General features: G+C 70.3%; 27 protein-coding genes. 9 read left to right on the forward strand and 18 right to left on the reverse strand.

Going from position 1 to position 24439, the window contains the following annotated elements:
• Positions 1-3: 3 nt before the first annotated feature.
• The 3 genes from egtD to J5Y10_RS20005 all read right to left on the reverse strand — a co-directional run bounded on the left by egtD (position 4) and on the right by J5Y10_RS20005 (position 3151).
• Positions 4-963 carry an L-histidine N(alpha)-methyltransferase gene (egtD, locus tag J5Y10_RS19995; RefSeq protein WP_342452972.1) on the reverse strand — a complete coding sequence of 320 codons (960 nt, stop codon included), beginning with the start codon at positions 961-963 and terminating at the stop codon, positions 4-6.
• Complete coding sequence (egtB, locus tag J5Y10_RS20000; RefSeq protein WP_209375874.1) at positions 960-2177, reverse strand: ergothioneine biosynthesis protein EgtB; 1218 nt, start codon at positions 2175-2177, stop codon at positions 960-962. Before egtB ends, egtD begins: the two co-directional genes overlap by 4 nt.
• 284 nt (positions 2178-2461) lie before the next feature.
• Positions 2462-3151, reverse strand: a complete 690-nt coding sequence (locus tag J5Y10_RS20005; RefSeq protein WP_209375875.1) for an alpha/beta fold hydrolase — start codon at positions 3149-3151, stop codon at positions 2462-2464.
• Positions 3152-3522: 371 nt separating this feature from the next.
• Between J5Y10_RS20005 and J5Y10_RS20010 the strand changes: the two genes are divergently transcribed.
• On the forward strand, positions 3523-4092 hold the full coding sequence (locus J5Y10_RS20010) for a TetR/AcrR family transcriptional regulator (protein WP_342452973.1): 570 nt from the start codon (positions 3523-3525) through the stop codon (positions 4090-4092).
• Positions 4093-4122: 30 nt separating this feature from the next.
• Positions 4123-4824, forward strand: a complete 702-nt coding sequence (locus J5Y10_RS20015) for an aspartate/glutamate racemase family protein (RefSeq protein WP_209375876.1) — start codon at positions 4123-4125, stop codon at positions 4822-4824.
• Positions 4825-4939: 115 nt separating this feature from the next.
• Here J5Y10_RS20015 and J5Y10_RS20020 read toward each other — a convergent pair whose 3' ends face one another.
• From J5Y10_RS20020 to J5Y10_RS20030, 3 genes are all read right to left on the reverse strand, one after another.
• On the reverse strand, positions 4940-5686 hold the full coding sequence (locus J5Y10_RS20020; protein WP_209375877.1) for a molybdopterin-dependent oxidoreductase: 747 nt from the start codon (positions 5684-5686) through the stop codon (positions 4940-4942).
• Entirely contained in the window at positions 5683-6279 is a 597-nt protein-coding gene (locus tag J5Y10_RS20025; protein ID WP_209375878.1) for a cytochrome b/b6 domain-containing protein, read from the reverse strand. Before J5Y10_RS20025 ends, J5Y10_RS20020 begins: the two co-directional genes overlap by 4 nt.
• Before the next feature lie 122 nt (positions 6280-6401).
• The gene (locus J5Y10_RS20030; protein ID WP_209375879.1) at positions 6402-7037 is read right to left on the reverse strand and encodes a hypothetical protein; all 636 of its coding nucleotides are present in this window, start codon (positions 7035-7037) and stop codon (positions 6402-6404) included.
• A gap of 138 nt (positions 7038-7175) precedes the next feature.
• On the opposite strand from J5Y10_RS20030, the gene J5Y10_RS20035 reads away from it, so the two are divergent.
• Entirely contained in the window at positions 7176-7682 is a 507-nt protein-coding gene (locus J5Y10_RS20035) for an RNA polymerase sigma factor (protein ID WP_209375880.1), read from the forward strand.
• On the forward strand, positions 7679-8452 hold the full coding sequence (locus tag J5Y10_RS20040) for an anti-sigma factor family protein (RefSeq protein ID WP_209375881.1): 774 nt from the start codon (positions 7679-7681) through the stop codon (positions 8450-8452). Before J5Y10_RS20035 ends, J5Y10_RS20040 begins: the two co-directional genes overlap by 4 nt.
• A 25-nt stretch (positions 8453-8477) precedes the next feature.
• Here J5Y10_RS20040 and J5Y10_RS20045 read toward each other — a convergent pair whose 3' ends face one another.
• From J5Y10_RS20045 to J5Y10_RS20055, 3 genes are read right to left on the reverse strand one after another with little or no spacing between them, the layout of a single operon-like run.
• Positions 8478-9269 (reverse strand): enoyl-CoA hydratase-related protein, encoded by a 792-nt coding sequence (locus J5Y10_RS20045; protein ID WP_209375882.1) that lies wholly within the window; start codon positions 9267-9269, stop codon positions 8478-8480.
• On the reverse strand, positions 9266-10495 hold the full coding sequence (locus tag J5Y10_RS20050) for a CaiB/BaiF CoA transferase family protein (RefSeq protein WP_209375883.1): 1230 nt from the start codon (positions 10493-10495) through the stop codon (positions 9266-9268). Before J5Y10_RS20050 ends, J5Y10_RS20045 begins: the two co-directional genes overlap by 4 nt.
• Complete coding sequence (locus J5Y10_RS20055; protein ID WP_245214903.1) at positions 10492-11499, reverse strand: Bug family tripartite tricarboxylate transporter substrate binding protein; 1008 nt, start codon at positions 11497-11499, stop codon at positions 10492-10494. The genes J5Y10_RS20050 and J5Y10_RS20055 overlap by 4 nt, the downstream gene beginning before the upstream one ends.
• Positions 11500-11614: 115 nt before the next feature.
• On the opposite strand from J5Y10_RS20055, the gene J5Y10_RS20060 reads away from it, so the two are divergent.
• Together J5Y10_RS20060 and J5Y10_RS20065 are read left to right on the forward strand one after the other, a co-directional pair.
• Positions 11615-12574, forward strand: coding sequence for a LysR family transcriptional regulator (locus tag J5Y10_RS20060; RefSeq protein ID WP_209375884.1), 960 nt, complete (start codon positions 11615-11617; stop codon positions 12572-12574).
• A 2-nt stretch (positions 12575-12576) separates the two neighbouring features.
• Positions 12577-13278, forward strand: coding sequence for an aspartate/glutamate racemase family protein (locus J5Y10_RS20065; RefSeq protein WP_342452974.1), 702 nt, complete (start codon positions 12577-12579; stop codon positions 13276-13278).
• A 94-nt stretch (positions 13279-13372) separates the two neighbouring features.
• Here J5Y10_RS20065 and J5Y10_RS20070 read toward each other — a convergent pair whose 3' ends face one another.
• Complete coding sequence (locus J5Y10_RS20070; RefSeq protein ID WP_209375885.1) at positions 13373-14008, reverse strand: TetR/AcrR family transcriptional regulator; 636 nt, start codon at positions 14006-14008, stop codon at positions 13373-13375.
• Positions 14009-14062: 54 nt separating this feature from the next.
• On the opposite strand from J5Y10_RS20070, the gene J5Y10_RS20075 reads away from it, so the two are divergent.
• Positions 14063-14908, forward strand: coding sequence for an oxidoreductase (locus J5Y10_RS20075; protein ID WP_209375886.1), 846 nt, complete (start codon positions 14063-14065; stop codon positions 14906-14908).
• Positions 14909-15249: 341 nt separating this feature from the next.
• Here J5Y10_RS20075 and J5Y10_RS28055 read toward each other — a convergent pair whose 3' ends face one another.
• Positions 15250-15465 (reverse strand): alpha/beta hydrolase fold domain-containing protein, encoded by a 216-nt coding sequence (locus J5Y10_RS28055; protein WP_342452975.1) that lies wholly within the window; start codon positions 15463-15465, stop codon positions 15250-15252.
• Between J5Y10_RS28055 and J5Y10_RS28060 the strand changes: the two genes are divergently transcribed.
• The gene (locus tag J5Y10_RS28060; RefSeq protein ID WP_245214904.1) at positions 15443-15637 is read left to right on the forward strand and encodes a hypothetical protein; all 195 of its coding nucleotides are present in this window, start codon (positions 15443-15445) and stop codon (positions 15635-15637) included. The two genes, J5Y10_RS28055 and J5Y10_RS28060, sit on opposite strands and share 23 nt — an antisense overlap.
• A gap of 212 nt (positions 15638-15849) precedes the next feature.
• Here the strand turns inward: J5Y10_RS28060 and J5Y10_RS20085 are convergent, their stop codons facing one another.
• The 6 genes from J5Y10_RS20085 to J5Y10_RS20110 form a co-directional block, all read right to left on the reverse strand.
• A complete protein-coding gene (locus J5Y10_RS20085) occupies positions 15850-16248 on the reverse strand; it encodes a RidA family protein (protein WP_209375888.1) in 399 nt (132 codons plus the stop codon).
• A gap of 1168 nt (positions 16249-17416) precedes the next feature.
• Positions 17417-17761 (reverse strand): carboxymuconolactone decarboxylase family protein, encoded by a 345-nt coding sequence (locus J5Y10_RS20090; protein WP_209375961.1) that lies wholly within the window; start codon positions 17759-17761, stop codon positions 17417-17419.
• A 53-nt stretch (positions 17762-17814) separates the two neighbouring features.
• Positions 17815-19083, reverse strand: a complete 1269-nt coding sequence (locus J5Y10_RS20095) for an MFS transporter (protein ID WP_209375889.1) — start codon at positions 19081-19083, stop codon at positions 17815-17817.
• Positions 19084-19139: 56 nt separating this feature from the next.
• On the reverse strand, positions 19140-19898 hold the full coding sequence (locus J5Y10_RS20100; RefSeq protein WP_209375890.1) for an SDR family oxidoreductase: 759 nt from the start codon (positions 19896-19898) through the stop codon (positions 19140-19142).
• A gap of 34 nt (positions 19899-19932) precedes the next feature.
• Positions 19933-20742 carry an SDR family NAD(P)-dependent oxidoreductase gene (locus J5Y10_RS20105; RefSeq protein WP_209375891.1) on the reverse strand — a complete coding sequence of 270 codons (810 nt, stop codon included), beginning with the start codon at positions 20740-20742 and terminating at the stop codon, positions 19933-19935.
• Positions 20743-20947: 205 nt separating this feature from the next.
• Entirely contained in the window at positions 20948-22327 is a 1380-nt protein-coding gene (locus J5Y10_RS20110; protein WP_209375892.1) for an MATE family efflux transporter, read from the reverse strand.
• Between the two features lie 193 nt (positions 22328-22520).
• On the opposite strand from J5Y10_RS20110, the gene J5Y10_RS20115 reads away from it, so the two are divergent.
• Positions 22521-23474 (forward strand): GlxA family transcriptional regulator, encoded by a 954-nt coding sequence (locus tag J5Y10_RS20115; RefSeq protein WP_209375893.1) that lies wholly within the window; start codon positions 22521-22523, stop codon positions 23472-23474.
• Positions 23475-23504: 30 nt separating this feature from the next.
• On the opposite strand, the gene J5Y10_RS20120 is transcribed toward J5Y10_RS20115, so the two are convergent.
• The gene (locus J5Y10_RS20120) at positions 23505-24377 is read right to left on the reverse strand and encodes an alpha/beta fold hydrolase (protein WP_209375894.1); all 873 of its coding nucleotides are present in this window, start codon (positions 24375-24377) and stop codon (positions 23505-23507) included.
• Between the last annotated feature and the right edge of the window lie 62 nt (positions 24378-24439).

Raw genomic sequence — 24439 nt, forward strand, 5'->3', positions numbered from 1 at the left:
CGCTCACCCCTCCAGCAGCCAGACCGAGAAGAGCCCCTCCGCATCGGTCCACATCGCCTCGGCCCGCCAGCCGGCCGCCCGGACCAGCTCCCGCAGGCGCTCGGGGCGGTACTTGTGGCTGCTCTCGGTGTGGATGCTCTCGCCCCCGGCGAAGCGGAACACGCGGCCGGCGAGGCGGACGGACTGCGCCGTTTGCGAGACGAGGTGCATCTCGATCCGCTCCTCCGCGGCGTTCCACCGGGCCTCGTGCCGGAAGGCGCCGAGGTCGAAATCGGCGCCGGCCTCGCGGTTCAGCCGAGACAGCAGGTTCAGGTCGAAGGCGGCCGTCACCCCCGCGGCGTCGTCATAGGCCGCCTGCAGCACCGGGATGCTCTTCACCAGGTCCGCGCCCAGCAGCATGCGCCCGCCCGGACGCAGCGTGGCGCGGGCGCGGCGCAGGAAGGCCACCGCCTCCTCCGCCTCGAAGTTGCCGATCGTCGAGCCCGGGAAGAAGCCGAGATGCGTCGCGCTGCCCTCCGCCCGCCCGGCGAGATCAAAGGGCCGGGTGAAATCCGCGACCACGGGCCGGACAGGAAGCCCGGGGCAGGCCGCCCGCACCCGCGCCGCCGCCGCCTCCAGCCATTCCGGCGCGATGTCCACGGGCAGGTAGGCCGCGGGGGCCCGGAGCGCCCGCAGCAGCTGCACGGCCTTGGCGCCGTCGCCCGGCCCGAACTCGACCACGGCCGCGCCCGGGCCGACCGCCCGGGCGATGTCGGGCCCGGACTCCTCCAGGATCCGCATCTCCGTGCGGGTCGGGTAGTACTCCGGCAGGCGGGTGATCGCCTCGAAGAGGCGCGCGCCCTCCGCGTCGTAGAGCCACTTGCAGGGCAGCGTCTTGCGGGGTGCCGAGAGGCCCGCGACGGCGTCGGCGACCAGGGCGGCCCGCTGCAGCTCGGCGGGATCGCGGGAGATGGCGCCGCTCACGCCGCGTCCTCCGCCAGGCGGAGCCCGCTGAACTGCCAGCGCGCCCCGGGCGGGAAGAAGTTGCGGTAGCTGGCGCGCGCATGGCCCGGCGGCGTCGCCGCGGAGCCGCCGCGCAGCACCATCTGGTTGACCATGAACTTGCCGTTGTACTCGCCCACCGCGCCGGCCCAGGGGCGGAAGCCCGGATAAGGGCGATAGGCGCTGCCCGTCCACTGCCAGGCCAGGCCCTCGGCATCGCGGAAGCCGGGCAGGGCCGCGGCGGCCTCCCATTCCCCCTCCGTCGGCAGGCGCCGCCCGGCCCAGCGCGCGAAGGCGTCGGCCTCGTACCAGGAGACGTGGCGCACGGGGCGCGCGGGATCGAGCGGGCGCAGGCCACCCGGGCCGAACTCCGTCCAGGCCCCGTCCCGGCTCTCCCAGTGCAGCGGCGCCTCCCAGCCCTCGGCCTGCCGCGCGGCCCAGCCGTCGCTCATCCACAGCAGCGGGTCGCCGTAGCCGCCGTCCTCCATGAAGGCCAGCCACTCGCCGTTGGTCACCAGCCCGCTGGCGATGCGGTAGGGCGCCAGCCAGGTCGCGTGGCGCGGCGTCTCGTTGTCGAAGGCGAAGCCCCGCCCGTCATGGCCGACCTCCACAGGGCCCGCCGGCCCCTCCAGCATCGTCACGGGCGCCGAGGCGGCCGGCTCCCGCCAACCGGGATCGCAGGCGGGGCGGAGCGGGTTGAGGCTGAGGGCGTGCAGGATATCCGTCAGCAGCAGCTCCTGGTGCTGCTCCTCGTGCTGCAGCCCGAGCACGACGAGCTCCGCCGCCTCCGCCGGCAGGTCCCGCAGCAGGGCCTCCATCGCCTCGTCCACGGCGGCCCGGTACCCGGCGATCTCCTCGCAGGAGGGGCGCGTCAGCATTCCCCGCCGCGGCCGCGCGTGGCGGGGGCCGGCGGCCTCGTAATAGGAGTTGAAGAGGAAGGCGTACTCCTCCCGCACCGGGCGGTACCCCGGCAGGTAGGGCCGGAGCAGGAAGGTCTCGAAGAACCAGGTCGTGTGGGCCCGGTGCCACTTGGTCGGGCTGGCATCCGGCATGGACTGCACGACCTGGTCCTCGGGCGAGAGCGGGGCGGCCAGGGCCTCCGTCCGGGACCGCACGGCGCGGTACCGCGCGAGGAGGTCCAGCGGCACGGTGCCTGCCGGGCCGGTGCCGGCGAGGCCGGGTTGGATCACGTTCATGCGTCTCTCACCCTCTGCGCGCCGCGCCGATGCCCCAGGAAGATAGGTGCGCCAATCCGCGGTCACAGCCACCAGGCGCGCCTGTCACCCATGTCCGATCAGCCGCCGTACCAACAGGCCGAGCACCGATCTAATCGGCCGTGCGGTGCCGCCTTCCCGCACCACCCGGCGCGCAACGGGTCCTGCGGGCCGACACCGGCGCTAGGGCGCTTCGGCCGCCGGCGGGTCCGGATGGCGGGCCGCCGCGCAGGCGCACCAGACCGGCGGCGGCCATGCGGCCGCCCTCAACGGGCAGCCGCATCCAGGATCAGCCCGGCGATCTCCTGAGGATGAGAGATCAGGGCCAGATGGCTCGCCCGGACCTCGACCGTGCGGGCCGCCATGCGGGCTGCCATGTAGCGCTGCAGGTCCGGGTTAATGGTCCGGTCCTCCGTGGAGACGGCGTAGAAGCTGGGCCTGGATCGCCACGCGGCCTGGTTGGGACGCCCGCTCAGGAGTGCTCTCCGGAAGGGCTGCTGCACCGCGTAGAGCGCTCGGGCCCGTTCCGCCGGCAGGTCGCCGGCGAAGTCCCGCAGGAAGGCTTCTTCGGTGAGCCGGCCCTCGTCCCCGTCATAGACGATTCCCGCCGATGCGGGCGGGGCAGGGAAGCGGGAGGCCAGGGCCGCATAGTCCTCGCCAGCATCCGCCGCCCGGGCCGCCACGTAGACGAGCGCCGAGACCTTCGGGTGCGTGCCGGCCTCCGTCACGATGGTGCCGCCGAACGAGTGTCCGGCCAGCACCGTCGGTCCGTCCTGCCGGTCCAGGACCTTGCGGCAGGCCGCGACGGCTTCCTCCAGCGTCGTCAGAGGGTTCTGGACGGAGGTCACCTCGAGGCCCCTTGCCTGAAGGAGCGGATTGACCTCCGACCAACTCGACCCATCGGCAAACAGGCCGTGGACGAGAACGACGTTCTTCGCCGGCTGCGACGAAGCCATTCCCTGAGCTCTCGTCTCCCTCGGGAGAACCGTTGCTGTGACGCCTGCCGAGAGAAAGCGGGCAAGGGACCTTCTGTTCATCACGACGCCATTCTCCAAAATGGGGGTTCTTCGAGCCGAGCAGTCAGGTCACGGCGCTAGGCCCGTCGGGATGGTTGCGGGCGTATCTCAGGGCGCGTCGGCGGTCCGCAGGACGGCGCTCCGCGCTGATTTGTCTCCTGCGCTTAGGGCATCACCCGTTGAATTTCGACGCGGTGAGGAGTGGAAACGAGCTGGACCGAGCTTCCTGGCCGAGGCCGCGATCCGAACTTGCAACCGGGCCGACTCCGCCTATAAGTACCTACCAGAAGGTAGGTAAAGTGGGTGTGATCGTGAGTGAGACGGCGGGCAAGCTGGTCGGCGGTGCCGCCCAGCTGATCATGCGGGGCGGATACAACGGGTTCAGCTATGCCGACCTCGCGGAGCGCTTCGCTATCCGCAAGGCCAGCATCCACCATCACTTCCCCTCGAAGGTCGATCTCGTGGTCGCCGTGGTGGAGCGGGGACGCACGGTCATCCAGGGGCAGATCGCCGCGCTCGAGGCCGGCTCGCCCGTGGCGATGGACCAGTTGCTCATGTACACGGACTATTGGAAGAGGTGCATCAAGGACCAGACCGCGCCCTTCTGCCTGGCGGCCGTCCTGGCCGCAGAGCTTCCCAGCCTGCCATCCGAGGTCGCGCTCGCCGTCCGCGGGCATTTTACCGACCTCGCGAGATGGCTGGAGCGGGTTCTGTCGCTCGGCGTGAAGCAGGGTACGATGCAGCTCGAAGCATCCCCCGCGCTCGAGGCGGAGGCCTTCATGGCCGCGGTCTACGGGGCAATGCTCGCCGCGCGCGCCTTTGACGATCCCGGGCGGTTCGACACCATTGTCGAGAGCTCTATCCAGCGCATCCGCGCCTGAGACCCTGCCGGCCACCGTAAGGAGAACACCATGCCGCAGAAGGTCATCGGCCTCATCGGCGGGATGAGCTGGGAAAGCTCGGCCGAGTACTACCGGATCATCAACCAGGCCGTGCGTGCCCGGCTCGGCGGCCTTCACTCGGCCCGATGCCTGATGTGGTCCTTCGATTTCGGAGAGATCGAGGCGCTGCAGCACGCCGGCCGGTGGGATGACGCGACCACCGAGATGATCGACGCCGCCTCGCGCCTGGAGCGGGGCGGGGCGGATTTTGTGGTGATTTGCACAAACACGATGCACCGCATGGCGGAGGAGGTCGAGGCGGCCATTGGCGTGCCGCTGCTGCACATCGCCGACCCGACGGCGGAGCGCATCCGGTCGGCCGGGCTGCGGCGGGTGGGGCTGATCGGCACGGCCTTCACCATGGAACAAGAGTTCTACAAGGGACGGCTCGCCGACCGGCATGGGCTGCAGGTGCTGGTGCCCAGTGACGAGGATCGCGCCCTCGTGCACCGGGTGATTTACGAGGAACTGGTCCAGGGGCGCGTCGAGGCTGCCTCGCGGCAGGCCTATCGTGAGGTGATCGCGCGCTTGGTGGAGCGCGGCGCCGAGGCGGTGATCCTGGGCTGCACGGAGATCATGCTGCTGGTGCAGCCGGAGGACAGCAGCGTTCCCCTTTTCGACACCACGACCATTCATGCCGAAGCCGCTGTGGCCTCGGCCCTGTCGGGCTAAAGGGGTTGTTCGGGATGCTGGTAGCGCAGTGGCTTCACCGCGTCGCACGCACCTCGCGCTCCCGCATGGCGATGTCATGTCTGGACAACTATGAATTGGCCGGCGTTGTTCACCATTAGGATCCGCTGAACCAGTTGTAGCCCTGATCCTCCCAGTAGCCGCCGGGATTGTCGTTGGTCACGGTGATGGCCGCGATGTGCTTGGGGTTCTTAAAGCCGAGCTTCGTGGGGACGCGCAGCTTCAGGGGGAACCCGTTGGCCACCGGCAGGGGCGATCCGGCGAAGTCCAGCGCCAGGATGGTCTGCGGATGCAGCGCCGTCGCCATGTCCAGGCTGCTGGTGTAGCGGTCGGCGCACTTGAACCCGACATAGCGCGCCCTGGTGTCCGCGCCGATCCGTTCCAGAAAGTGGCGGAACGGCACGCCGCCCCACTGGCCGATGGCGCTCCACCCCTCGATGCAGATATGGCGCGTGATCTGGCTCACCTGCGGCAGCGCGCGCAGCCGTGCGAGCGGCCAGGGCGAGCGGTCCTGCACCAGCCCCGAGACCTCCAGTGCGTAGTCGCCCGCATCGACCTCGGGGGCATCGTCCAGCGGGTAGAAGGCGTTGAAGGGGAACGGATTGGTGATGTCGGACTCAGTGTATTCCGGCGCCAAGCGGTGGGGGTTGAACAGCGCCGCCTGCACCTTGTCGTTCCAGCGCGACATGGCCCAGAGCACCTTGTCCACCACGTCCCCGTCCTGCAGGTTGCAGCCGGTGAGCATGGTCAGCGATCCGACCGACAGGCCGCCGCGCAGCAGCATCCGGCGGTCCAGCCGGCGCAGGGCGGGGCCGTGGTCACGAAGGTCGGGACGGTTCTTCATGGGGCCTCCTCGGGCAGCGCGCCGCCGGTGATCATGCCCGGCAAGGTGCGGGGAACCAGCGCCACCATGACCAGGTGCAGAAGGGTGAAGCCGACGATCCCCGCCATAGCCAGGAAATGGACCCGCCGCGCGGCCTCGTAGCCACCCAGCAGCCCGGCCAGCCCGTGCAGCTGCACCGGCTTCCACAGCGCCAAGCCAGAGGCGAGGATCAGGATGCCCAGCAGCAGCACGCCGACATAGGTCGCCCGCTGCACGGCATTGTAGGTTCCTGCCCGATGCGCCAAGCGCAGGCGGAGGGCGGCGACGATGTCGGCCAGCATCTCGCGAGGCCGCAAGGGCAGCAGCCGCCGGCGGAAGTGCCCGCCGAGAGCGCCGTAGAGCCCGTAGACAAGGCCGTTGCCGACCAGCAGCCACATGACGGCCAGGTGCCAGGCGATGCTGCCGCCGAGCCAGCCGCCCAGCGTCGCCCATTGCGGAAAGCGGAAGCCGAAGAGAGGCGACGCGTTGTAAATGCCCCAGCCGCTCATGATCATGCAGACCATGGCGAAGGCGTTGATCCAGTGGGTGATCCGCACCAGCAGCGGATGTCGCATTCGGCGATCTCCTTCGGCCCGGCCACGGAGGGGCCAGGACCGAACAGGTCCGTTCTTCGTGTGGAGGAGGCGGGTTGCCCCCCGGGTTGCCGGGTTGTCCGGCAACCCGGGGGTGACGCCGATCACATCGGCGGCGTCAGGCCGTCCTTGCCGACCAGAATGGTGGCGGCGGTCACCGCGCCGCCGGCCTCCCGCTGGCCGTTCACCACGATCCTCGTGCCCGGCTTCAGCGCGGCACGGTCCGCAGGCTCGACGCTGACGATGGGCACGTCGTCCGGGATCACGATGCGCTTCTCGCCGCTGCCGTAGTTCACCACCATGGTCCGGCCGCTAGTGCCGACGAGGCTGCCGACCGTCCCGTTCGTCATGCTGCTGCCCTCACCCAGATCCCACGCGAAGTGGCCCTGGCCGGTGCCGCGCATCTCCGGCGGGAAGACGGAGACCTCCAGCGCCCTGAGGGAGCCGTCCGGCTGCGGTGCGGTGGCCGCGGTGCCGATGTAGCTGTTGGGCCGGATGTCCTCGATCTTCGCGGCCACGACCAGCGCCACGCGCAGCTGCGGCGACAGCGCGACGGTCACGTGGGCGCCAGCGCGGGTGGTCATGGCGATGCCCGTCTCCGTCACGCCCTCGAGCGTGCCGCGCAGCCGGGCCGGACCGGCGGCCGCGCGGGGGGAACTCTGCGCCTGGGCGGTGGCACCGGCCAGCGCGCCGCCGACCAGCATGGCGCAGGCCGCCGCCATCAGCATCCGTCGTTGCATAGATCTATCCTCGATCAGTGTGTCGCCGGGCCCATGCACGCCGCCGCGAGCACTTTATTCCCACTTTTTTCCGACGCACCGCCGGAATAAGAAGGCAGCCCCTGCGTTGATGCGGCCATGAGGGGTTTGCCACACCGGATGTCGACGCTGGCCGAGATCGAAGCCCAAGTGCCGGCGCTGCGGCGCTACGCTTGGAGCCTCGTGCGCCACGACCAGGATGCCGATGACCTCGTGCAGGACTGCCTTGTCCGCGCCCTGGCCAGTCTTCCCGAGATCGAGGGCAACGGGATCACACCGCTCCGTCCCTGGCTGTTCACCATCCTGCACAACTTGGCGGTGAGCCGCTGGCGGAGCCTGCGTCGGCGCGGTCAGACAGTGGAGCCCGAGAGCGCCAACCTGACCGTGGCCCCCAGCCAGGAATGGACGAGTTCCGCGCGCGAGATGGTGGACGCGCTCGCGCGGCTGCCGCCCGACCAGCGCCAAGTGCTGATGCTGGTGAGCGTGGAAGGGTTTGAGTACCGCGAGGCGGCCGGCATCCTGGGCATCCCCATGGGAACCGTCATGTCGCGGCTGAGCCGCGCGCGGGATGCCCTGCGCGCGCAGATGGAAGGACGCGGGCGCCTGGCGCTGCGGCTGGTGCAATGACAGAGTCTTCGATCCCGGACGAGATGCTGCACGCCTATGTCGATGACCGCCTTGATGCCGGGCAGCGCGCCGAGATGGAGCGCCGGCTGGCGGCCGACCCCGAGCTGCGCCGGCGCGTGAACGACTGGCAGGCCCAGGATGCCGTGCTGCGCGACGCCCTGTCCTTTAAGCTACGGGAGCCGGTGCCGCCATCGCTGAGTGTCGCCGCCCTGGCCGAAGCGCGGATGCGCACGGCCACGCGCCCCGTCGCGCGCTGGCGTATGGCCGCCGGCTTTGTGCTGGCACTCGGGCTGGGCGCCGCCGGCGGCTGGTTCGGCCATCGGATGATGCCGTTTGACGAGATCGCGCTGCTGGGGATGGAATCCGCCTCGGCCTATCGCGTTTTCGCCAACGACCCGGCACGCGCCATCGAGGTCAGCTCGTCCAACAGGGCTGAAATGGCAGCTTGGATGACCCAGAAGCTGGGCCGGCGCGTGGTACTGCCCGACCTGTCGTCGGTGGGTTACAGCCTGCTGGGCGGGCGGGTTCTGTCGACCCTATCCGGGGCCGCAGCAATGCTGATCTACGAGAGCGCGGGCGGCGATCGGCTGACCGTCTATGTCCGCCCGATGGGAATCGGGCGCGAGGCGGAGATGCAGCCGCTCGACGTGAAGACGCTGGAGGGTTACGGCTGGATCAACCGGCAGATCGGCTACAGCGTGATGTCCGACGGTGATCGCGAGCTGCTGCGGCCCGTGGCGCACCTCATCCGGGATGAGCTGCGGCTGTGATTGGCCGCATGCCCAGGGGCGCAGGTCATCTCCTGTCCCTTTCCGCGAGGAACCGGTCGACAGCGGCGTGGTGCTCTGGGGTCTGATGCGCGATGGCCTGGAGCGCAGCTGTCAGGTCCAGGCTGCTCCTCAGGTCCGACCCCTCGCTTCTGCGAAGCAGGCGCTTGCAGAACCGGAGAGCAGGTCCGGGATGCTGCGCGATCTCCTCGGCGAGTTCCAGGGCGCGGGGCATCAGCCGGTCGGCCGCCAGGACCTCCGACACCAGGCCGTACTCCAGGGCCTGCGCCGCGTCGAACACCCTGGCCGTGAAGCTGAGCTCGGCGGCACGTGACGCCCCAACCACCCGGGGGAGGAACCAAGCGCCGCCGATACCGGATATCAGACCCAGCCGGACGAAGGTCTCCGAGAAGCGCGCCCGGTCCGAGGCGAGCCGGATGTCGCACATGCAGGCGAGGTCGAGCCCCGCGCCGAAGGCCGGGCCGTTGACGGCGGCGATGACGGGAACCTGCACTTCGTACAGGGAGAGCGCGAGCTGCTGCAGGGAGGCCCGGTAGCCCTCCGCCACCTCCTCCACCCGCCCGGCCATGAAGCCCTCGAGCGAGCGCATGTGCTTGACGTTGCCGCCCGAGCAGAAGGCCGGATCCCGCCCGCTGAGGATGACGGCCTTGATATCCTGGTCCGCGTTGATCCGGCGGCAGGCCTCGACGAACTCCTTACACTGCCGGGCTGAGGAGAGCGCGTTGCGGTCCTCCGGGCTGTCCATCATCAGCACGAGCACGGCGCCGCGCCGCTCCTCGCGAAGGAAAGGTTCCGTCATGCCTGTACAGCCTCCAGGACGACCCCTTCCCGGATCAGCGCGTCGATTTCCGAGGGGGTGAAGCCGAACTCCCCGAGCACGTCCCGCGAGTGCTCCCCGAGCCGCGGGGGCGGGCGCCTCGGGCGGGCAGGCCGGGGCGATCCGGCGGCGAAGCCGGGCATCCGGACCGTGCCGGCGGCGGGGTGCTCGAAGGCCACCTCGATGCCGCTGGCCGCGTACTGCTCGGATCGCGTGACATCCCCGTAGTCCGCGACAGGCGCTGCCATGATGTCCTCGCGGGCGAGAAGGTCCTGCCAGTGCGCGGTGGGATGGGCGCGGAAGATCGGGAACAGGACGTCCCGGAGCGCCGGGCGGTTGGCGACGCGGTCCGCATTCGTCAGGAAGCGGGGATCGTCGGTAAGCCCGGGGCGTCCCATGGCCCGGCAGAGCCCGGCCCAGCGTTTCGGCTGGTAGGCCGCGACCATGATCCAGCCATCCGCGGTGGGCAGGGCCTCGTTCGGGGCCGCATAAGGGGCCGCGCTCCCCGTCGGTGCCGGCATCTCGCCGGAGCTGAGGAAGGCGGCGAGGCCCATCTGCTGGATCAGCAGCATCGCGTTGTAGAGGCTCACGTCCAGCTTCGCCCCCGCGCCCTCCCGGTCGCGCCGCCGGAGCGCGGCGAGGATGGCGATCGTGGCGAAGAGCGCGCCCGCCATGTCCGCGAGCGGGAGGGGCGCCTTGCCCGGCTCGGCACCGGGCGCGCCGATGCCGCTCATCAGGCCCGTCACGGCCTGCATGATGCCGTCCACGCCCGGCCGGTTCCGCCACGGCCCGTCCTGGCCGTAGGCTGAGACGGAGCAGTGGATCAGGTCGGGCTTCCACCGCCGCAGGGTGGCCTCGTCGATGCCGAGCCGCGCGGCGACGCCCGGCCGGAAGTTCTCCAGGACCACATCCGTCCGCCGCACTAGGCGCTCCACCACCGCGGGCGCGCCGGGCCGCTTGAGGTCGATCGAGAGGCCCAGCTTGTTGCGGTTGGCCGAGAGGGCCGCGATGCTCTCCCCGTTCTGCCAGGGAGGGCCGAGCTGCCGGCCCAGTTCCCCCTCCGGCGGCTCCACCTTGATCACGGTCGCGCCCATGTCGGCCAGCCACATGCCGCAGACCGGGCCCGCGACGAGCTGGCCGAAATCCAGCACCACGATGCCTTCCAGGGCCGTGTCGATCGGCCCTGGAGGGCTGCCGGCGGGGATCATTCCTTCTCGATCCCCGCCGCCTCGACCAGCTCGCGCCAGACGTTCAACTGCTGCAGCACGAAGCGGCCCAGATCCTCCGGCGTGCCGGAGAGGACGCCGTAGCCGATCTCGGCGAAGCGGGCCCGCGCCTCCGGCCTCTCGATGCTGCCGCGGATGGTGGCGTTGAGGGCGGCGACCACCGGCGCGGGGGTCCGGGCGGGCGCGAAGACGCCGCTCCAGGAGATCAGGTCGAAGCCATGCAGGTCACCGGCCTCCGCAAGCGGCGGCACGCCGGGAAGCAGTGGCGACGGCGCCTCCGTGCTGAGAGCCAGGACGCGCAGCTGGCCGCCCCGGACGTTGCCGAGCCCCGCCGCGATGTCGACGAACATGCAGTCCACCCGCCCGGCAATCACATCCGTCATGGCCGGCGGGGTGGAGCGGTAGGGAACGTGGAGCATCTCCGTTCCGGCCCGCCGCGCCATGGTCGCGCCCGCGACGATGCCGGTGCTGTTGCCGCTCGCATAGGACATCCTCCCGCGGCGCCGGCGGGCCGCGTCCAGCAGCTCCCGCGCGGTGTGGAAGGGCGAGGTCCTGCCGACGGTGAGCATGAATGGCACGTCACCGATGCGGGCCACCGGGGCGAAGTCGGCCACCGGGTCGTAGTCCAGCCGTCGCAGCAGCGCCGGATTGGCGGAATGTGTGGTGTTGGTGGTCACCAGCAGCGTGTGCCCGTCCGGCTCGGCCCGGGCCACCAGTTGCGCGCCGATCACGCCGTTCGCCCCGGCCCGGTTGTCCACCACCACCGGCACGCCGCCGAACGCCTCGCCCATCAGCTGGGCGAGGATGCGCGCGACGGCATCCGTGGCCGAGCCGCCGGCGAAGGGAACGACAAACGTCAGAGGCCGCGTCGGCCTCCAGCCCTCGGCGCCCGCAGCCCGCATCCGCGACGCCGCGCCGAGAAAGCCGAGGGCGCCGGCCATGCAGGCCCGGCGCGGGATGGCCCGGGGATGCTGCGTGGTTTTCATCGGACTTCCTCCTCCCGGGCGGACCGTTCCGGCCCTGCCATCCTGTCCGGCAGCGATGCCCCCGGGCCTGGGATAGGACAATTGAAAAACTGTCGCCGACCTATAATGCTTCGATATGGATATTAGCCTGAGAAGCCTGCAGGCCTTCGTCGCCGTCGCGCGCCACCGGTCGTTCAGCCGGGCGGCGGGCCTGCTGCACCGGACGCAACCCGGGCTCACCGTGCAGGTCCGCCGGCTGGAGGAGGCCCTCGGCCTGCGCCTGCTGGACCGGCTGCCGCGCGGGGTTGAGCCGACGGCTGCCGGGGCGGAGCTGGCGCGAGCGCTGGAGCCGCTGCTGCGGGATGTGGAACACGCGCTGGAGGTGGCGCGCGGCACGGCTTCGCGGCGCGCGGGGACGGTTCGGCTGGCGGCGGTGCCTTCGGTCGCCTCCGGGCTCCTGCCCGCCGCCATCGCGCTGCTGCAGGAGCGACACCCCACCCTTCAGGTGCGGCTGCAGGAGGCGGTCACCGGGCGGGTGCAGGCGATGGTCCGCGGGGACATCGTGGAGATCGGCATTGCCAGCCAGCCCGAGGATAGCGCGGACCTAGAGGCCGAGCCGCTGTTCCGGGACCGCATGCTGGCCGTCATGCCGCAGGGCCATCGCCTCGCCACCGGCTCGGTGACGCTGGAGAGGGTGGCGGCGGAGCCCCTCCTGCTGATGGAGACGGACACGTCGGTGGATCGCCTGCTCTCCGACGCCTTTGCCGCGAGGCGGCTGCCGCTGGTCGCCCGGCAGCGGGCCGTGCACGCGGCCACGCTCATCAACATGGCATGTGCCGGGCTGGGCGTCGCGCTGCTGCCCTCGACAGTGGCTGAATTACAGATCGCGCCGGAGCTGGTCACGCGACGCCTCTCGCCGGATATCGTCCGCGAGGTGGTTGTCATCCGCCGGGCTGGGCGCTCCTACTCCCCCGCCGCAGAGGCCCTGGTGGCCGCCCTGCGGAAGAGCGTGCCCCGCGGCGCGACGGGACCGACGCCGGAATCTGCCGGAACGCCTCCCCGCCGCGCTCCACAGGCCCGCCGAGAGGAGAGCTAAAGGTGTCGCAGAAGGTGATCGGCCTGATCGGCGGGATGAGCTGGGAGAGCTCGGCGGAGTACTACCGGATCATCAATCAGTCGGTGCGGGCCCGGCTGGGTGGCCTCCGCTCTGCCCGGTGCCTGATGTGGTCGTTCGACTTCGGCGAGATCGAGGCCCTGCAGCACGCTGGGCGATGGGACGACGCGACCGCCGAGATGGTCGCCGCCGCGTCGCGTCTGGAGCGGGGCGGCGCGGATTTCGTGGTGATCTGCACCAACACCATGCACCGCATGGCCGACCAGGTTGAGGCCGCCATCGGCCTGCCGCTGCTGCATATTGCCGATCCGACCGCGGAGCGCATCGTGGCGGCCGGGCACCGCAGGATCGGGCTGCTCGGCACGGCCTTCACCATGGAGCAGGACTTCTACAAGGGGCGGCTCACTGGCCGGCACGGGCTCGAGGTGCTGGTGCCCGGCGAGGAGGACCGCGCCGTCGTGCATCAGGTGATTTACGACGAACTGGTCCAGGGACGCGTCGAGGCCGCCTCACGCCAGGCCTATCGGGAGGTGATCGCGCGCCTGGTGGAGCGCGGCGCCGAGGCGATCATCCTCGGCTGCACGGAGATCATGCTCCTCGTCGGGCCGGACGACAGCACCGTCCCCCTCTACGACACCACGACCATCCACGCCGAAGCCGCCGTCGAACTGGCCTTGTCCGCCTGATGGGCTGATCCCGGGGCCCGGTGTGCGGGCCCTGGACGCAGCGAAGGCCAGGGCTACCGGCCCTTGCCGGGCGCTCTTCCCGTCTCCCGGACCCTTACGCGCGCAACAGGCGGATCAGCCCGTCGCGTCGGCCGTCCTCGACGAAGCCGAGCAACGCCGTCGCTGCCCCGGCGCGGGCGCGCGGGGCCAGGGCCTCGTCACCGATCTCGCCCGCCGTCCAGAACGACAGCACGCCGCGGAAGGCGATGGCCAGCTGGTCCGGCAGCGTCCGGCAGGCCAGGTCGGCCAGGGCCGGCGCCAGCCCCTCGCCCTTGCCCAAGGCAAGGGCCCAGAGAGCCCGCGACCGTGCGGAGACCTGCCCCGGCTCCGGCCCTTGCGTGCCGAGCGAGCCCATGACCGCGCGGCTCACCGCCGGTTGCTCCAGCATCACGGCGACGGCGATGTCCACGGCCGCCAGCACGCGGTCGGAGGCATCGCCCGCCGGCGCGGCGGCCGCGAGGCGTGCCGCCATCGCGTCGATCCGCTGGGCCGAGAGGGCCTGCATGATCGCCGCCTTGCTACCGAACTGGTTGAACGGCGTGGCGAAGCTGACGCCAGCTGCGGCCGCCAGATCCCGCATCGAGAACTCGGCGCTTCCCTCCCGCATGAGGCGTTCGGCCGCCTCCAGCACGCGCTGGCGGGTCGCATCGCCGCGCGGGGTGTTCGAAGGAGAGGACTTGTTCGCGGTCATGGCCCAAACTATATCATGATATAAATGCAGCGGCAGGGAAGCCGGAGAGACAGAATGACCGTACCAGACGCAAGAACCTTCCTCATCACCGGGGTCAGCTCGGGCCTCGGCCGGGCCTTCGCGTCCGGCGCTCTGGCGGCAGGGCACCGCGTGATCGGCACGGTGCGCCGCGCGGAGGACGCCGAGGCCTTCGCCGGAGCCGCGCCGGGCCGCGCGCACCCGATGGTCCTGGACGTGACCGACTACGACGCCATCCCCGCTGCCGTCGCTGCGGCGGAGAGGGAGGCCGGGCCGGTGGACGTCCTCGTTAACAACGCCGGCTACGGGCACGAGGGGGCGCTGGAGGAATCCTCTATGGAGGACCTGCAGCGGCAGTTCGCGGCCAACGTCTTCGGCCCGGTGGCGATGTCTAAGGCGGTGCTGCCAGGGATGCGGGCGCGCCGGCGTGGGCACATCGTCAACGTCACCTCCATGGGCGGCTTCATCACCATGCCCGGGATCACCTTCTACTGCGGCAGCAAGTTCGCGCTGGAGGGCATCTCGGAGGCGCTGGGCAAGGAAGTGGCGAGCTTCGGCATCCGCGTCACGGCCCTGGCGCCGGGCCAGTTCCGCACGGACTGGGCGGGGCGCTCGATGGACCGCACGCCGCGCAGCATTTCCGACTACGACGCGGTGATGGACCCGATCCGTTCGGCGCGTCAGGCCAAGAGCGGCCAGCAGCCAGGAGACCCGGACCGGGCGGCGCAAGCGTTGCTGCGGCTAGTGGAGGCGGAGGACCCGCCCACGCGTCTCTTCCTCGGCGAGGACGCCCTGGGGCTGGTCGCCGGCAAGCTGGACGCGATGCGGGCAGAGATCGCGGCGTGGGAAGCCGTCTCCCGCTCCACGAGCTATGGGGCCTGATCGGACGCGTCGGGCGAGAAAACACAGCCTGCACGCTCGTGTCACGACCTGACAGTTGACGGATGTGCTGCGATGGAGCCGGATAGGAACGCCTACGTCCGGCTCCCGAACGACAGACTGAACGGCACGACCACAGGGCGGCCGCGGAACCATAGCATCATAACGAACTTGGCTTGGCTGCGGGTGAGCGTGACGGCGACCATTGCTGCACCAGCGCCAGCGCCTCCTCGTTCTCGTGCCAGCCCAAATAGCCGCGCACCCTGGCCGCGGAACATGAAGTTCACCGGCGGGCTCACGATCCCGGGGCCGTTCGCCATGGTGACGAAGGCGGACTAGCCGCCCTACACCACCAGGTCGTTTCTCACGTGCATGTGCATGAAAAGTGTGTCGTCAAGCAACGGGTCGATCGTGCCCACCGTGAACAGCGCGGGTGGGAGCTCCGCCAGATCCGCGTAGAGCGGCGAGATTGCCGGGTCGCGCAAGTCTGCCGGCCCGCCGCAGGACGCCGCCATCTGCTCAACGATGGGGCGATCGATGAACGCGGTGCCAACGGCCACCTTCCGGACGGAGCGGCTGACGCGGGACGCGACCGCCCGGCCGCTACACCTGATGATCGGGCACTGGCGGTGGGACCGCTTCGCGATGCGCCTGGTCTCCGCGCCCGCGGAGGCGGGCAACCACCTGACGGTGAGTGAACTGGAGCTTGGCTTGAGCCCAGAAAGACGTTGAGGACCGTGCAACACTGAGGCGGTGTGGCTGAGCTTGGCCGGGAACGCCACTGCCGCTTGTGGGTGGAGCATTCGGCGAAGCTGCCGTCCGACGATGCTCCAATTCTGGCAGGTCTCGACCCCAAGCAGCCCTAGCGGGGTGGAAGAACAGCTACAGACATCATTAGAGGTATTTGGACAGACTACCAACGTCCGCCCCATGGATGGCCGCGTTCAGGCTTGCGGTCGGAAAGCGATACATTTGATTTCGACAAGCAGGCCAGGTCGCGCAAGCTCCGACACGCCGATGACCGTCCAGGCACATGTGCTCCGTGGAAAAACCCGGTCCTTCACCGCACGGAAGACAGCGAAGTGCTGGTTGAGGCCGACATGGTAGGTTGTCATGTCGACCACGTCCCCGAAGCCGCACCCAGCCTCTTCCAACACCAGCCTGAGATTGTCCCAGCACGCCATGAACTGCGCCTCTGGGTCCTTGATGACGTTCAGATCCTCGTCTCTGCCTACCTGCCCGGCGCAGAATACGAATGAACCGGCCCTGACTGCGGGCACGTAGCCTGCGGTGTCGACGATGGGCTGCATTTTCCGGGGTATGATAAGCGTGCGGTCAGTCATGAAGGCTTCCTGAGTTCTGACTTCTCTGGCTGGTTACCGGCCGACACACAAATATGCCACTCCGTGGCACCTCGGCCGAAATCTGCTCTCCACCCACCCCAGCCGTATGCCGTCTGAACGGCAACGTCCGGTGTCGGGGAGACAACATGACCTGCGAACCTCCCGATCTGGGCGCAAAACAGCTGTTCGCTTGGCTGAACCCTCTTTTCCCCGGCGCAGCCACAAGGCCGCGGCCCGTGATCAGGAAGCGCGCCCTTAGGCGCGCCGGTCTGTCTAGCATTCACCCAGGAGAGAAGTCCCACCTACTCCCCCACCCATGAACGGCGACCGGCAGGGCCGCCGGGTGGCGCCGAGTTCAGATGCGGGTTGGACATCACCAACGAGGACGCTGCTCATGAATGCCTGTGGAAAACAGGATGCGCTTGCGAGCCCTCGGCCCCTCTGAAGCAGAACACCCCGGCCGCTACTGCCCTCAACAAGGGCGCTCCTTGACCGTCACACAATGCTGTCCCACATTCCTGCCAAGCCAGCGTAAGCTACTGGACCAAATGGGGATCTTGTGTTCCTGGGTGGGAATCCTGACGCACCAACCAGCCGACCAACTTCCGTTTTATTTCAACAATTCACGCTGACGACCTGGCCCTCAGAGGCGGCTCGGTGGTCCGTGTCACACAACGGCGTCACACAACGGCTACCCCGTCCGGCGACGGCCACAGAGCCGCGCAACCCAACTCGCCCAGCGGGACGGAAAGTTCCATCGTGGTTCTCTTTAGGACGGAGAAGGGTGCCGCCAGTAGCTGAGGCGACACCGCACATTACATTGCGGATTACCTGATCGACCCAGAGCCGGACCAGACGGCGAAGGAGCCGACCAACACGGGCAACCGCGCCATGTCCACGCTGGACGCTTAGGCGATCAAGCTCGCCCTGGTGGGCAGCCGCTTCCTCCTGCCGGGCCACGGCCACCCGGCCCTCGTCAGCTGCGGACGGATCGTCGGGTGCTACGAAGGGCTCTTCAGTGACTCGCGCGCGGCTGCCATCGCAGCGGCGAACCATGCGCCGCTCCCGTTACTCCAGGCCGGTGCCGACAGATGGGATCACTGAGCGGGCTGTGGTGAGGCGGGCGCACCAAGCGGCGGGCCGGATCGGCCGCCGCTTGGTGCGCTCCTCATGAGGCGTCGGCCGATGCGGCGAAGGCGTCCAGCGCGCGGGCCGAGTAGACGACGGCCGCGCCGGCGTTGATGCTGACTGCGACGCCCAGCGCCTCGGCCAGCTCGGCCTCGGTGGCGCCGGCCTTGCGGGCCGCGTCAGTGTGCACGGTGATGCAGCCGTCGCAGCGCAGGCTGATCGCCACCGCCACAGCGATCAGCTCCCGCGTCTTGGCGTCGAGCTGGCCCGTCTTCTGACCCGCGGTGCTCAGCGCGCCGTAGCCGCGCACCGTGTCGGGGCTGAGCTTGGCGAAGCCGCCGACGCCAACGCCAACCTGCTGGCGGTAGCGATTCCAGTCCATCATGTGCTGCATGGTTCTGCTCCTGAGATGAGGTGGTGAAGCGCCGACCGCGCGGTTCAGCGCGCAGAGCCGACGAGACAGGGTTGGATGTGCGGCGCGGCGGCGGCCTCTCCGGTCGGGGCGAGCACAGTCCGCCGGTGAAGGACGACCGCAGCCAGCTCCGCCGCGCCCGCGATCGCGCCAATCCCCCAAACTGTGCCGGTGCCCACCACGCCCGCGCCTATGGCGCTGCCGACGGAGAAGCCGAAATACATGGTGGAGGTGTTGAGCGCGAGGGCGACGGAGGCCTGGGCCGGCGTTCCCGCAGCGATGAGCCGTGCCATCTGCGCGGGGAAAAAGGACCAGACGGTGAAGCCCCAGACGGCTACCGCCGCGAGCACCGGGTAAAGGGCGGCAACCGGTGGCAGCGCGGTGGCCGCGGCGAGCGCCAAGAAGGCGGCGCCCAGCAGCAGCAGGGAGCCGAGTGCCACGCGGTCGGAGCCGAAGCGGTCGTTCAGCGCGCCGCCGGTGATCACGCCCACCGCGGCGAAGGCGCCCCACATCGACACGGTGGCGCCGACGCCCCCCGCCCCGAAGCCCAGCACCGCGCCGAGGTAGGGCGCAATGAAGGGATAGGCCGTGTAGGCGCCGACAGACCAGAACAGCGTCACCGCCAGCAGGCGCAGCACGGCGGGCTGGCGGACGACGCCGAGGCGCTCGCCAAGGCCGGCCACCGTGCCCCCCGCCCCGGCGTCCCGCCGCACGCCCGCGGTGATGCCGGCGATGGCGACTAGGCCCATCGCCGCGACCGCCAGGAAGGTGGCGCGCCAGCCGAAGGCGTGCCCCACCACCGCGCCGAGCGGCAGGCCGAGAGCGATCGCCAGCGTCATGCCGCCGCTGACGATGGCCAGGGCCCTGCCGCGTTTCTCCGGCCCGACGATGGCGCCGGCCAGGGCATTGGCATTGGGCGCGTAGAGCCCGGCGGCAACGGCCATCAGAACGCGCGCCGCCATCAGTGTCCAGAAGCCGGGGGAGAAGGCGGCAACAAGGTTACCGGCGGTGAACAGTGCCATGGCGATCACCAGCGTGTCCCGGCGCCGGAGGCGCCCGGTCAGCACCGTCGCGACCGGGGAACTGAGCGCGAGCACCAGGGTGAAGACCACCACCAGCAGCGCTACGGCCGAAAGGCCCATGCCGAAATCCTCGGCCATCACGGGCAGCAGCGGGGCGATCATGAAGCCCTCCGTCCCGATCGCGAAGGTGCCAAGAGCCAGAAAGGCGGGCGGCAGCAAGGAACCGCCCGTTCCGGGGATCACCGCGGCGGTCGGCATCTTGAGTTCTGACATGGGTGCGGTTCCGCTCCTTCCCGCCGGCCGGCGCGCGGCCGGCGGGGCGGCCTTCTTCAGACCGGGATGGGGTTGGCGATCAGGGCGGCGTTGAAATCGTTGACGAGCCTGTGCTCACCGGCGCCGGGGTTGTCGCGAACGGGCTTGACCGCATCAACGACGATCTCCTCGTCATCGCCGGCGAGCTTCTCCATCGTCTCCGCGATGAAGGCGTCCAGCGGCATGGCGCGCGGGTCGCCGCTCTTGCGGATCAGGTCGGTGTCCACCCAGGGCGGCGCGATCTCCTGCACCCGCACGGAGGTGTCGCGCAGCATGAAGCGCTGAGACAGGGTGTAGGAGTGCAGTGCCGCCTTGCTGGCGGAGTAGACCGCGCCGCTGGCCAGCGGCAGGTAGGCGAGCACCGAGGTGGTGTTCAGGATTGTGGCGCGCGGCTGCTTCTTCAGGTGCTCGATCAGCGCGGAGGTCATGCGGATCGGGCCGAGCATGTTCGTCTCCAGGATGCGCTGGCTGACCGCGTCGTTCACCGGCATGGAGGGATCGTCAAGGGGCATGATGCCGGCGTTGTTGACCAGCACGTTCAGCGCCGGGAACTCCGCGATCAACCGCGCCGCGGCGGCGGCGATGCTGTCCGTGTCGGCGATATCCAGCTCCATACCGCCCATGCCGGGATTGGCGGCCGTCACCTCGTCCAGCAGCTTGCGGCGGCGGCCCGCGATGATGACCTTGTTGCCAAGGCGGTGGAAAGATTCGGCCAGAGCGCGGCCGATGCCGGACGTCGCGCCAGTGATGAAGATCGTATTCCCGGTGAGCTGCATCTTTGCTCTCCTGATGGGGGTTGCGTGACGCCGGTCAGGCTGCGCGCGGCAGGGCGCGGTAGCGGGCCGCTGGCTCTGCATGCGACAGGTTGGGGAGCATGGCTTGGCGGGCCGTCTCGTAAGCCGCCCATTGTGCCGCGTCCGGCAGGGCGGGGATGGTGACGAGCTCGCCCGCGTCCAGCCCGGCCAGCGCGGCATCCACCATGTCGGTGGCGCGCATCACGATTTCGCCCGGCAGGTGCTCCACCGGCGTGCCCGCGATGTTCCAGAAGTCGGTCGCCGTGGCGCCGGGCAGCACCGCTTGCACCCGCAGCCCCTTGCCCGCCAGCTCGTGGTGCAACGACTGGCTGAAGGCCAGCACGAAAGCCTTTGCCCCGCCATAGGCGCCGTTCAGGATCTCCGGCCCGATGGCGACGATGGAGGCGATGTTGACGATCGTGCCGCGGCCGCGCGCGGCGAAGGCCGGGGCCGCCGCGTAGGTCAGGCGCATCAACGCCGTGACGTCGAGGTCTATCATCCGTTCCATGGCGTCCACGTCGGCCGAGAGCAGCGGCGCGGTGGCGCCGACGCCCGCGTTGTTGACGAGTATCGAGAGGCTGGCGTCCGTCGCCAGCAGCCGCTCCACGGCGCGCAGATCAGCCTTGTCGCCGAGATCAGCGGAGACGACCTCGACCGAGCGCCCGGTCCGATCCGTGATCCGGGAGGCTAGGTCGGCGAGCTTCGCGCGGTTGCGCGCCACGAGGATGAGGTCGTGGCCGCGGGTGGCCAGGCGGTCTGCGTAGACGGCGCCGATGCCGGAAGAGGCGCCGGTGACGAGCGCGGTGCCGAGAGGGGAAAGGCTCATGGGTCTTGGTCCTGTGCCGGGGCGGCTCCATCGCCGCCTGTCCTGGGCACCGGCTTAGGGCATCCGGGACATGGCCCGAATGTCGTATATGCCTCCTTTTAGGACGCGCGGGCTGCAGCGATGCGCGCCTGCTTTCGCTCCTTCGGCCAGCCACCCCGGGCAAATCGGCGGGCGGGATCGGTGCCGGCCTGATCGGGCGCACGAGTCATTCTGGCGGCGCCGCCCGTTTTGACGCGGCGACGTACCCGGCCTTCGTTATCAGCCCGACCATGGCGATCAGCCCGAAGGCGGCCATGCCCAGCCCAACCGCGAGGAACAGGCCGTGCAGCCCCGCCGTCATCCACCCGCCGAGGATAGCAATGGCCGAGCGGGTGAAGGCGCCGGCCACTGGCCATCCCATACGCCCCGCGCCCTGGGCGGCGCAGTAGGCGGCGAATGCCGCACCAAAAAAGCCGTAGAACGGCCCCGTGGTCCGCAGATATGCGGTGCCGGTGGCCAGCACCTCCGGTTCCCCGCTGAAGCCGCCCAGCCAGACCTCGGGCCAGAAGGCGGCGGCGAGGCCGATGGCCTCCGCCACCAGCGCCGCCATCAGCACGGCGGTCCAGGCGGTGCGGAGGGCGCGACGCCCCTGACCCGCGCCGATGTTCGTGCCGATCAGGATGCCCGCCGGACCACCGATCCCGTAGGAGAGCGGCACGAGAAGGAACTCCAGCCGCGCGCCAGCCCCGTAGCCCGCCACCGCCGCCGTGCCGTGCGCCCCAACGAAGGCGTTCACGATGGCGATGGTCACGTTCGTGCTGGCGCTCACCAGGGTGGACAGGCCGCCAACGCGCAGGATGTTCCAGGCCGGGGCGAGGGCCAGCCGTGGTGGCCGCGTGGCCGGGTGGAGCACGCCGCGGTAGCGCCAGATGTGCAGGGCGAAGCAGAGGCTGCCGCCCGCGTAGTAGAGGAGGATGGCTGCGGCACCACCGCCTACGCCCAGCCCTGGCAGGCCACCGATTCCGAAGATCAGCAGCGGCGAGAGCGGTAGCAGCAGAAGCGCGCCGCCCCCTACCACCATCATCGGCAGGATGAGATTGCCCGTCCCGCGCACCACTGAGAGCAGCGCGTTGAACAGCCATATCAGTGCGGCGCCGGCGAAGATGGCTCGAGAATAGACCTGGGCGGCGTCCAGCGCGCCCGCCTCGGCCCCCATGGCTTGATAGAGCGGCCCGCCGAAGACGAGGACGAGCGCACTGGTGACCAAGCCGAGGACAAGGGCGATCGCCACCGCATACCAAGCGACTTCGCTCGCTTCCGCAACCGCTCCGCGCCCGAGGGAGCGGGCGATGGAGGAAACGATCCCCCCGCCCATGGCGCCCTGAGACACAGCGATGGTCAGCGCCAGCACCGGGAAGACCTGCGACACCCCGGCCAGGGCATCCACGCCGAGGCGGGCGATGAAGTAGATCTCCAGCAGGCCGATCGCGGCCTGCGTCACCATGACGAAGGCGTTCGGGGCGGCGAGGGCGAGAAGGGTGGGAAGAAGCGGCGCCTCCAGCAGGCGGCGCGTCCGCGCATCTGTCACCGTCCCGTTTGCAGCCATCCGAAGAACTCCTCGCAACGGGGCATGCCATCGTCGCCTCCGGAGTTCTGGCCTTCTGGCTAACGGCGCTCCCGGTCTTGGCTGATTGAACCCTTCGCAGAGGCCGTCCGCCGCCGGTGCCAGGGCGACTCTCCCTGGCGCTTGTCCCATAATCCCCGTAACCCTCGTATCAGGACAGGGATTGAGATTGGGAATGCGCGTCGGGTTCGTGATCTTTCCCGGGTTCCAGATGATGAGCCTCGCTGCCGGCTCTGTCTTCGAGTTCGCCAACATCTGCGCCGGGGAGACGGTGTACGAGCTCACCACGGTTTCCGAGCGGGGCGGCCCCGTGCGCAGCTCCACCGGCATGGAGGTGAGCAGCCGCCCCATGGCGGGGGAAGACCTCGACACGGTGCTGGTCGGCGGCGGCGTCGACGTGCCCCGGCCCAGCGAGGGGCTGAAGGCCTGGATCGCAGGCCGCCTGCCGGAGGTGCGGCGACTGGGCGCGATCTGCACCGGCGCCTTCGTGCTGGCGGAAGCGGGCCAGCTCGATGGGCGCCGGGCCACGACCCACTGGCTGCTGGCGCGCGAGCTTCAGGGCCGCTTCCCCGCCGTGAGGGTGGAGGAGGACCGCATCTTCATCATCGACGGGCCGGTCTGGACCTCCGCCGGCATGACGGCCGGCGTGGATCTGGCCCTGGCCATGGTGGAGAAGGACCTGGGCGGGGAGATCGCGCGCTCCGTTGCCCGCAAGCTGGTGATGTACCACCGCCGCGCCGGCGGGCAGACGCAGCACTCGGAGCTGCTGGATCTGGCGCCGAAGTCGGACCGCATCCAGGCCGCGCTGACCTTCGCGCGCCGGAACCTGCGGGCGGAGCTCTCGGTGGAGGAACTCGCCGGGGCCGCGGCCCTCAGCCCACGCCAGTTCAGCCGCGCCTTCCGCGCCGAGACCGGCCAGTCCCCCGCCAAGGCCGTGGAGGGGCTGCGGGTGGAGGCGGCGCGGCTGATGCTGGAGCGGACGCGCCATCCCGTGGAGGTCGTGGCGCGCGAGAGCGGCTTCGACGACCCGGAGCGGATGCGCCGCGCCTTCCTCCGCGCCTTCGGCCAGCCGCCGCAGAGCCTCCGCCGGGCCGGCCAGCTCGCGGCGGGCGGCCACCTCGAGGACTGACCCGGCGGGCTCCGCGGCGGACGGGCGCCCCTACCCCTTCCCGCCGCGCAGGAACACGGAGATGTGGGCGGCCACGGGGCCGGGATGGTGGTGGTGCGGCGCGTTGCCTGTGCCTGGCAGGGTGATGACCTGGAGCGTCGGCAACTGCTGGCTCAGCGCGTACCAGTTCTCCACGGGATAGCCGATGTCGTGGTCGCCGCCGACATGCAGGATCGGGATGCCAGTGGTGCGGAGCGCGGCCAGTACCGCGTCCGAAGGGAAGAGGGGCTGGCGCGGCGCGTCGCCGAGTTGCGCGGCCGCCCACTCCCAGGGCACCTCAGCGCTGCGGCCGGCCTCGCGTAGCACCAGCCGCTCGGCCGATCTTCGCGCCGCTTCCAGGCCCTTCCCGGACCGGTCCCCGAAGAACAGGACCGCCTCGTCCTCCAGGCTGCACTCGGGCTTCGTGGCGATGTCGTAGAAGAGCTGCTCCGCCTGGCGCGCGCTCGGGCCCGGCGGGGCGGTGCCGATGAGCACCACGTGGCTGAGCAGCGCGGGAATGCGGGCCAGGGCGGCCTGGGCGACCATGCCGCCGAGCGACCAGCCGCCCACCGCCACCGGGCCGAGCCCCAGCGCCCCGGACAGGTCGCGCAGGTCCTCCACCATCTCCAGCGGGTTGTAGCTGCGCTCCCCGGTCGAGAGGCCGAGGCCGCTGTGGTCGAAGACGATCACCCGGATGCCGTGGCCCGCCAGCGCGTCGAGGAAGGCCGGATCCCAGCTGTCCATTGTGCCGCGGAACCGGTTGCAGAGCAGAAGGGGGACTCCCTCCCCGATAGAGCGGTAGGCGAGCTGCCGACCGCTGGCCTCGACGCGCCGGTTGGGCGCGGTGACGGCGCCTGGCCTGTCCGCTTTGGTGCGGCGGGGCATGCTTTCTCCTTGATGGGCCCGCGCCGGGGTCGCGGGCGTCTTGCTCCGCCGGCGGCGGATGG

Origin of the sequence: Roseomonas indoligenes (assembly GCF_017813365.1) — a bacterium.
Classification (GTDB): Bacteria; Pseudomonadota; Alphaproteobacteria; order Acetobacterales; family Acetobacteraceae; genus Roseomonas; species Roseomonas indoligenes.

Excerpts from the sequence above, each read along its gene's own strand:
- egtB (WP_209375874.1), bottom strand. The coding sequence starts at position 2,177 with ATGAACGTGATCCAACCCGGCCTCGCCGGCACCGGCCCGGCAGGCACC.
- J5Y10_RS20005 (WP_209375875.1), bottom strand. The coding sequence starts at position 3,151 with ATGGCTTCGTCGCAGCCGGCGAAGAACGTCGTTCTCGTCCACGGCCTG.
- J5Y10_RS20015 (WP_209375876.1), top strand. The coding sequence starts at position 4,123 with ATGCCGCAGAAGGTCATCGGCCTCATCGGCGGGATGAGCTGGGAAAGC.
- J5Y10_RS20020 (WP_209375877.1), bottom strand. The coding sequence starts at position 5,686 with ATGAAGAACCGTCCCGACCTTCGTGACCACGGCCCCGCCCTGCGCCGG.
- J5Y10_RS20025 (WP_209375878.1), bottom strand. The coding sequence starts at position 6,279 with ATGCGACATCCGCTGCTGGTGCGGATCACCCACTGGATCAACGCCTTC.
- J5Y10_RS20030 (WP_209375879.1), bottom strand. The coding sequence starts at position 7,037 with ATGCAACGACGGATGCTGATGGCGGCGGCCTGCGCCATGCTGGTCGGC.
- J5Y10_RS20035 (WP_209375880.1), top strand. The coding sequence starts at position 7,176 with ATGTCGACGCTGGCCGAGATCGAAGCCCAAGTGCCGGCGCTGCGGCGC.
- J5Y10_RS20040 (WP_209375881.1), top strand. The coding sequence starts at position 7,679 with ATGACAGAGTCTTCGATCCCGGACGAGATGCTGCACGCCTATGTCGAT.
- J5Y10_RS20045 (WP_209375882.1), bottom strand. The coding sequence starts at position 9,269 with ATGACGGAACCTTTCCTTCGCGAGGAGCGGCGCGGCGCCGTGCTCGTG.
- J5Y10_RS20050 (WP_209375883.1), bottom strand. The coding sequence starts at position 10,495 with ATGATCCCCGCCGGCAGCCCTCCAGGGCCGATCGACACGGCCCTGGAA.
- J5Y10_RS20055 (WP_245214903.1), bottom strand. The coding sequence starts at position 11,499 with ATGAAAACCACGCAGCATCCCCGGGCCATCCCGCGCCGGGCCTGCATG.
- J5Y10_RS20060 (WP_209375884.1), top strand. The coding sequence starts at position 11,615 with ATGGATATTAGCCTGAGAAGCCTGCAGGCCTTCGTCGCCGTCGCGCGC.
- J5Y10_RS20070 (WP_209375885.1), bottom strand. The coding sequence starts at position 14,008 with ATGACCGCGAACAAGTCCTCTCCTTCGAACACCCCGCGCGGCGATGCG.
- J5Y10_RS20075 (WP_209375886.1), top strand. The coding sequence starts at position 14,063 with ATGACCGTACCAGACGCAAGAACCTTCCTCATCACCGGGGTCAGCTCG.
- J5Y10_RS28060 (WP_245214904.1), top strand. The coding sequence starts at position 15,443 with ATGAACGCGGTGCCAACGGCCACCTTCCGGACGGAGCGGCTGACGCGG.
- J5Y10_RS20085 (WP_209375888.1), bottom strand. The coding sequence starts at position 16,248 with ATGACTGACCGCACGCTTATCATACCCCGGAAAATGCAGCCCATCGTC.
- J5Y10_RS20090 (WP_209375961.1), bottom strand. The coding sequence starts at position 17,761 with ATGATGGACTGGAATCGCTACCGCCAGCAGGTTGGCGTTGGCGTCGGC.
- J5Y10_RS20095 (WP_209375889.1), bottom strand. The coding sequence starts at position 19,083 with ATGTCAGAACTCAAGATGCCGACCGCCGCGGTGATCCCCGGAACGGGC.
- J5Y10_RS20100 (WP_209375890.1), bottom strand. The coding sequence starts at position 19,898 with ATGCAGCTCACCGGGAATACGATCTTCATCACTGGCGCGACGTCCGGC.
- J5Y10_RS20105 (WP_209375891.1), bottom strand. The coding sequence starts at position 20,742 with ATGAGCCTTTCCCCTCTCGGCACCGCGCTCGTCACCGGCGCCTCTTCC.
- J5Y10_RS20110 (WP_209375892.1), bottom strand. The coding sequence starts at position 22,327 with ATGGCTGCAAACGGGACGGTGACAGATGCGCGGACGCGCCGCCTGCTG.
- J5Y10_RS20115 (WP_209375893.1), top strand. The coding sequence starts at position 22,521 with ATGCGCGTCGGGTTCGTGATCTTTCCCGGGTTCCAGATGATGAGCCTC.
- J5Y10_RS20120 (WP_209375894.1), bottom strand. The coding sequence starts at position 24,377 with ATGCCCCGCCGCACCAAAGCGGACAGGCCAGGCGCCGTCACCGCGCCC.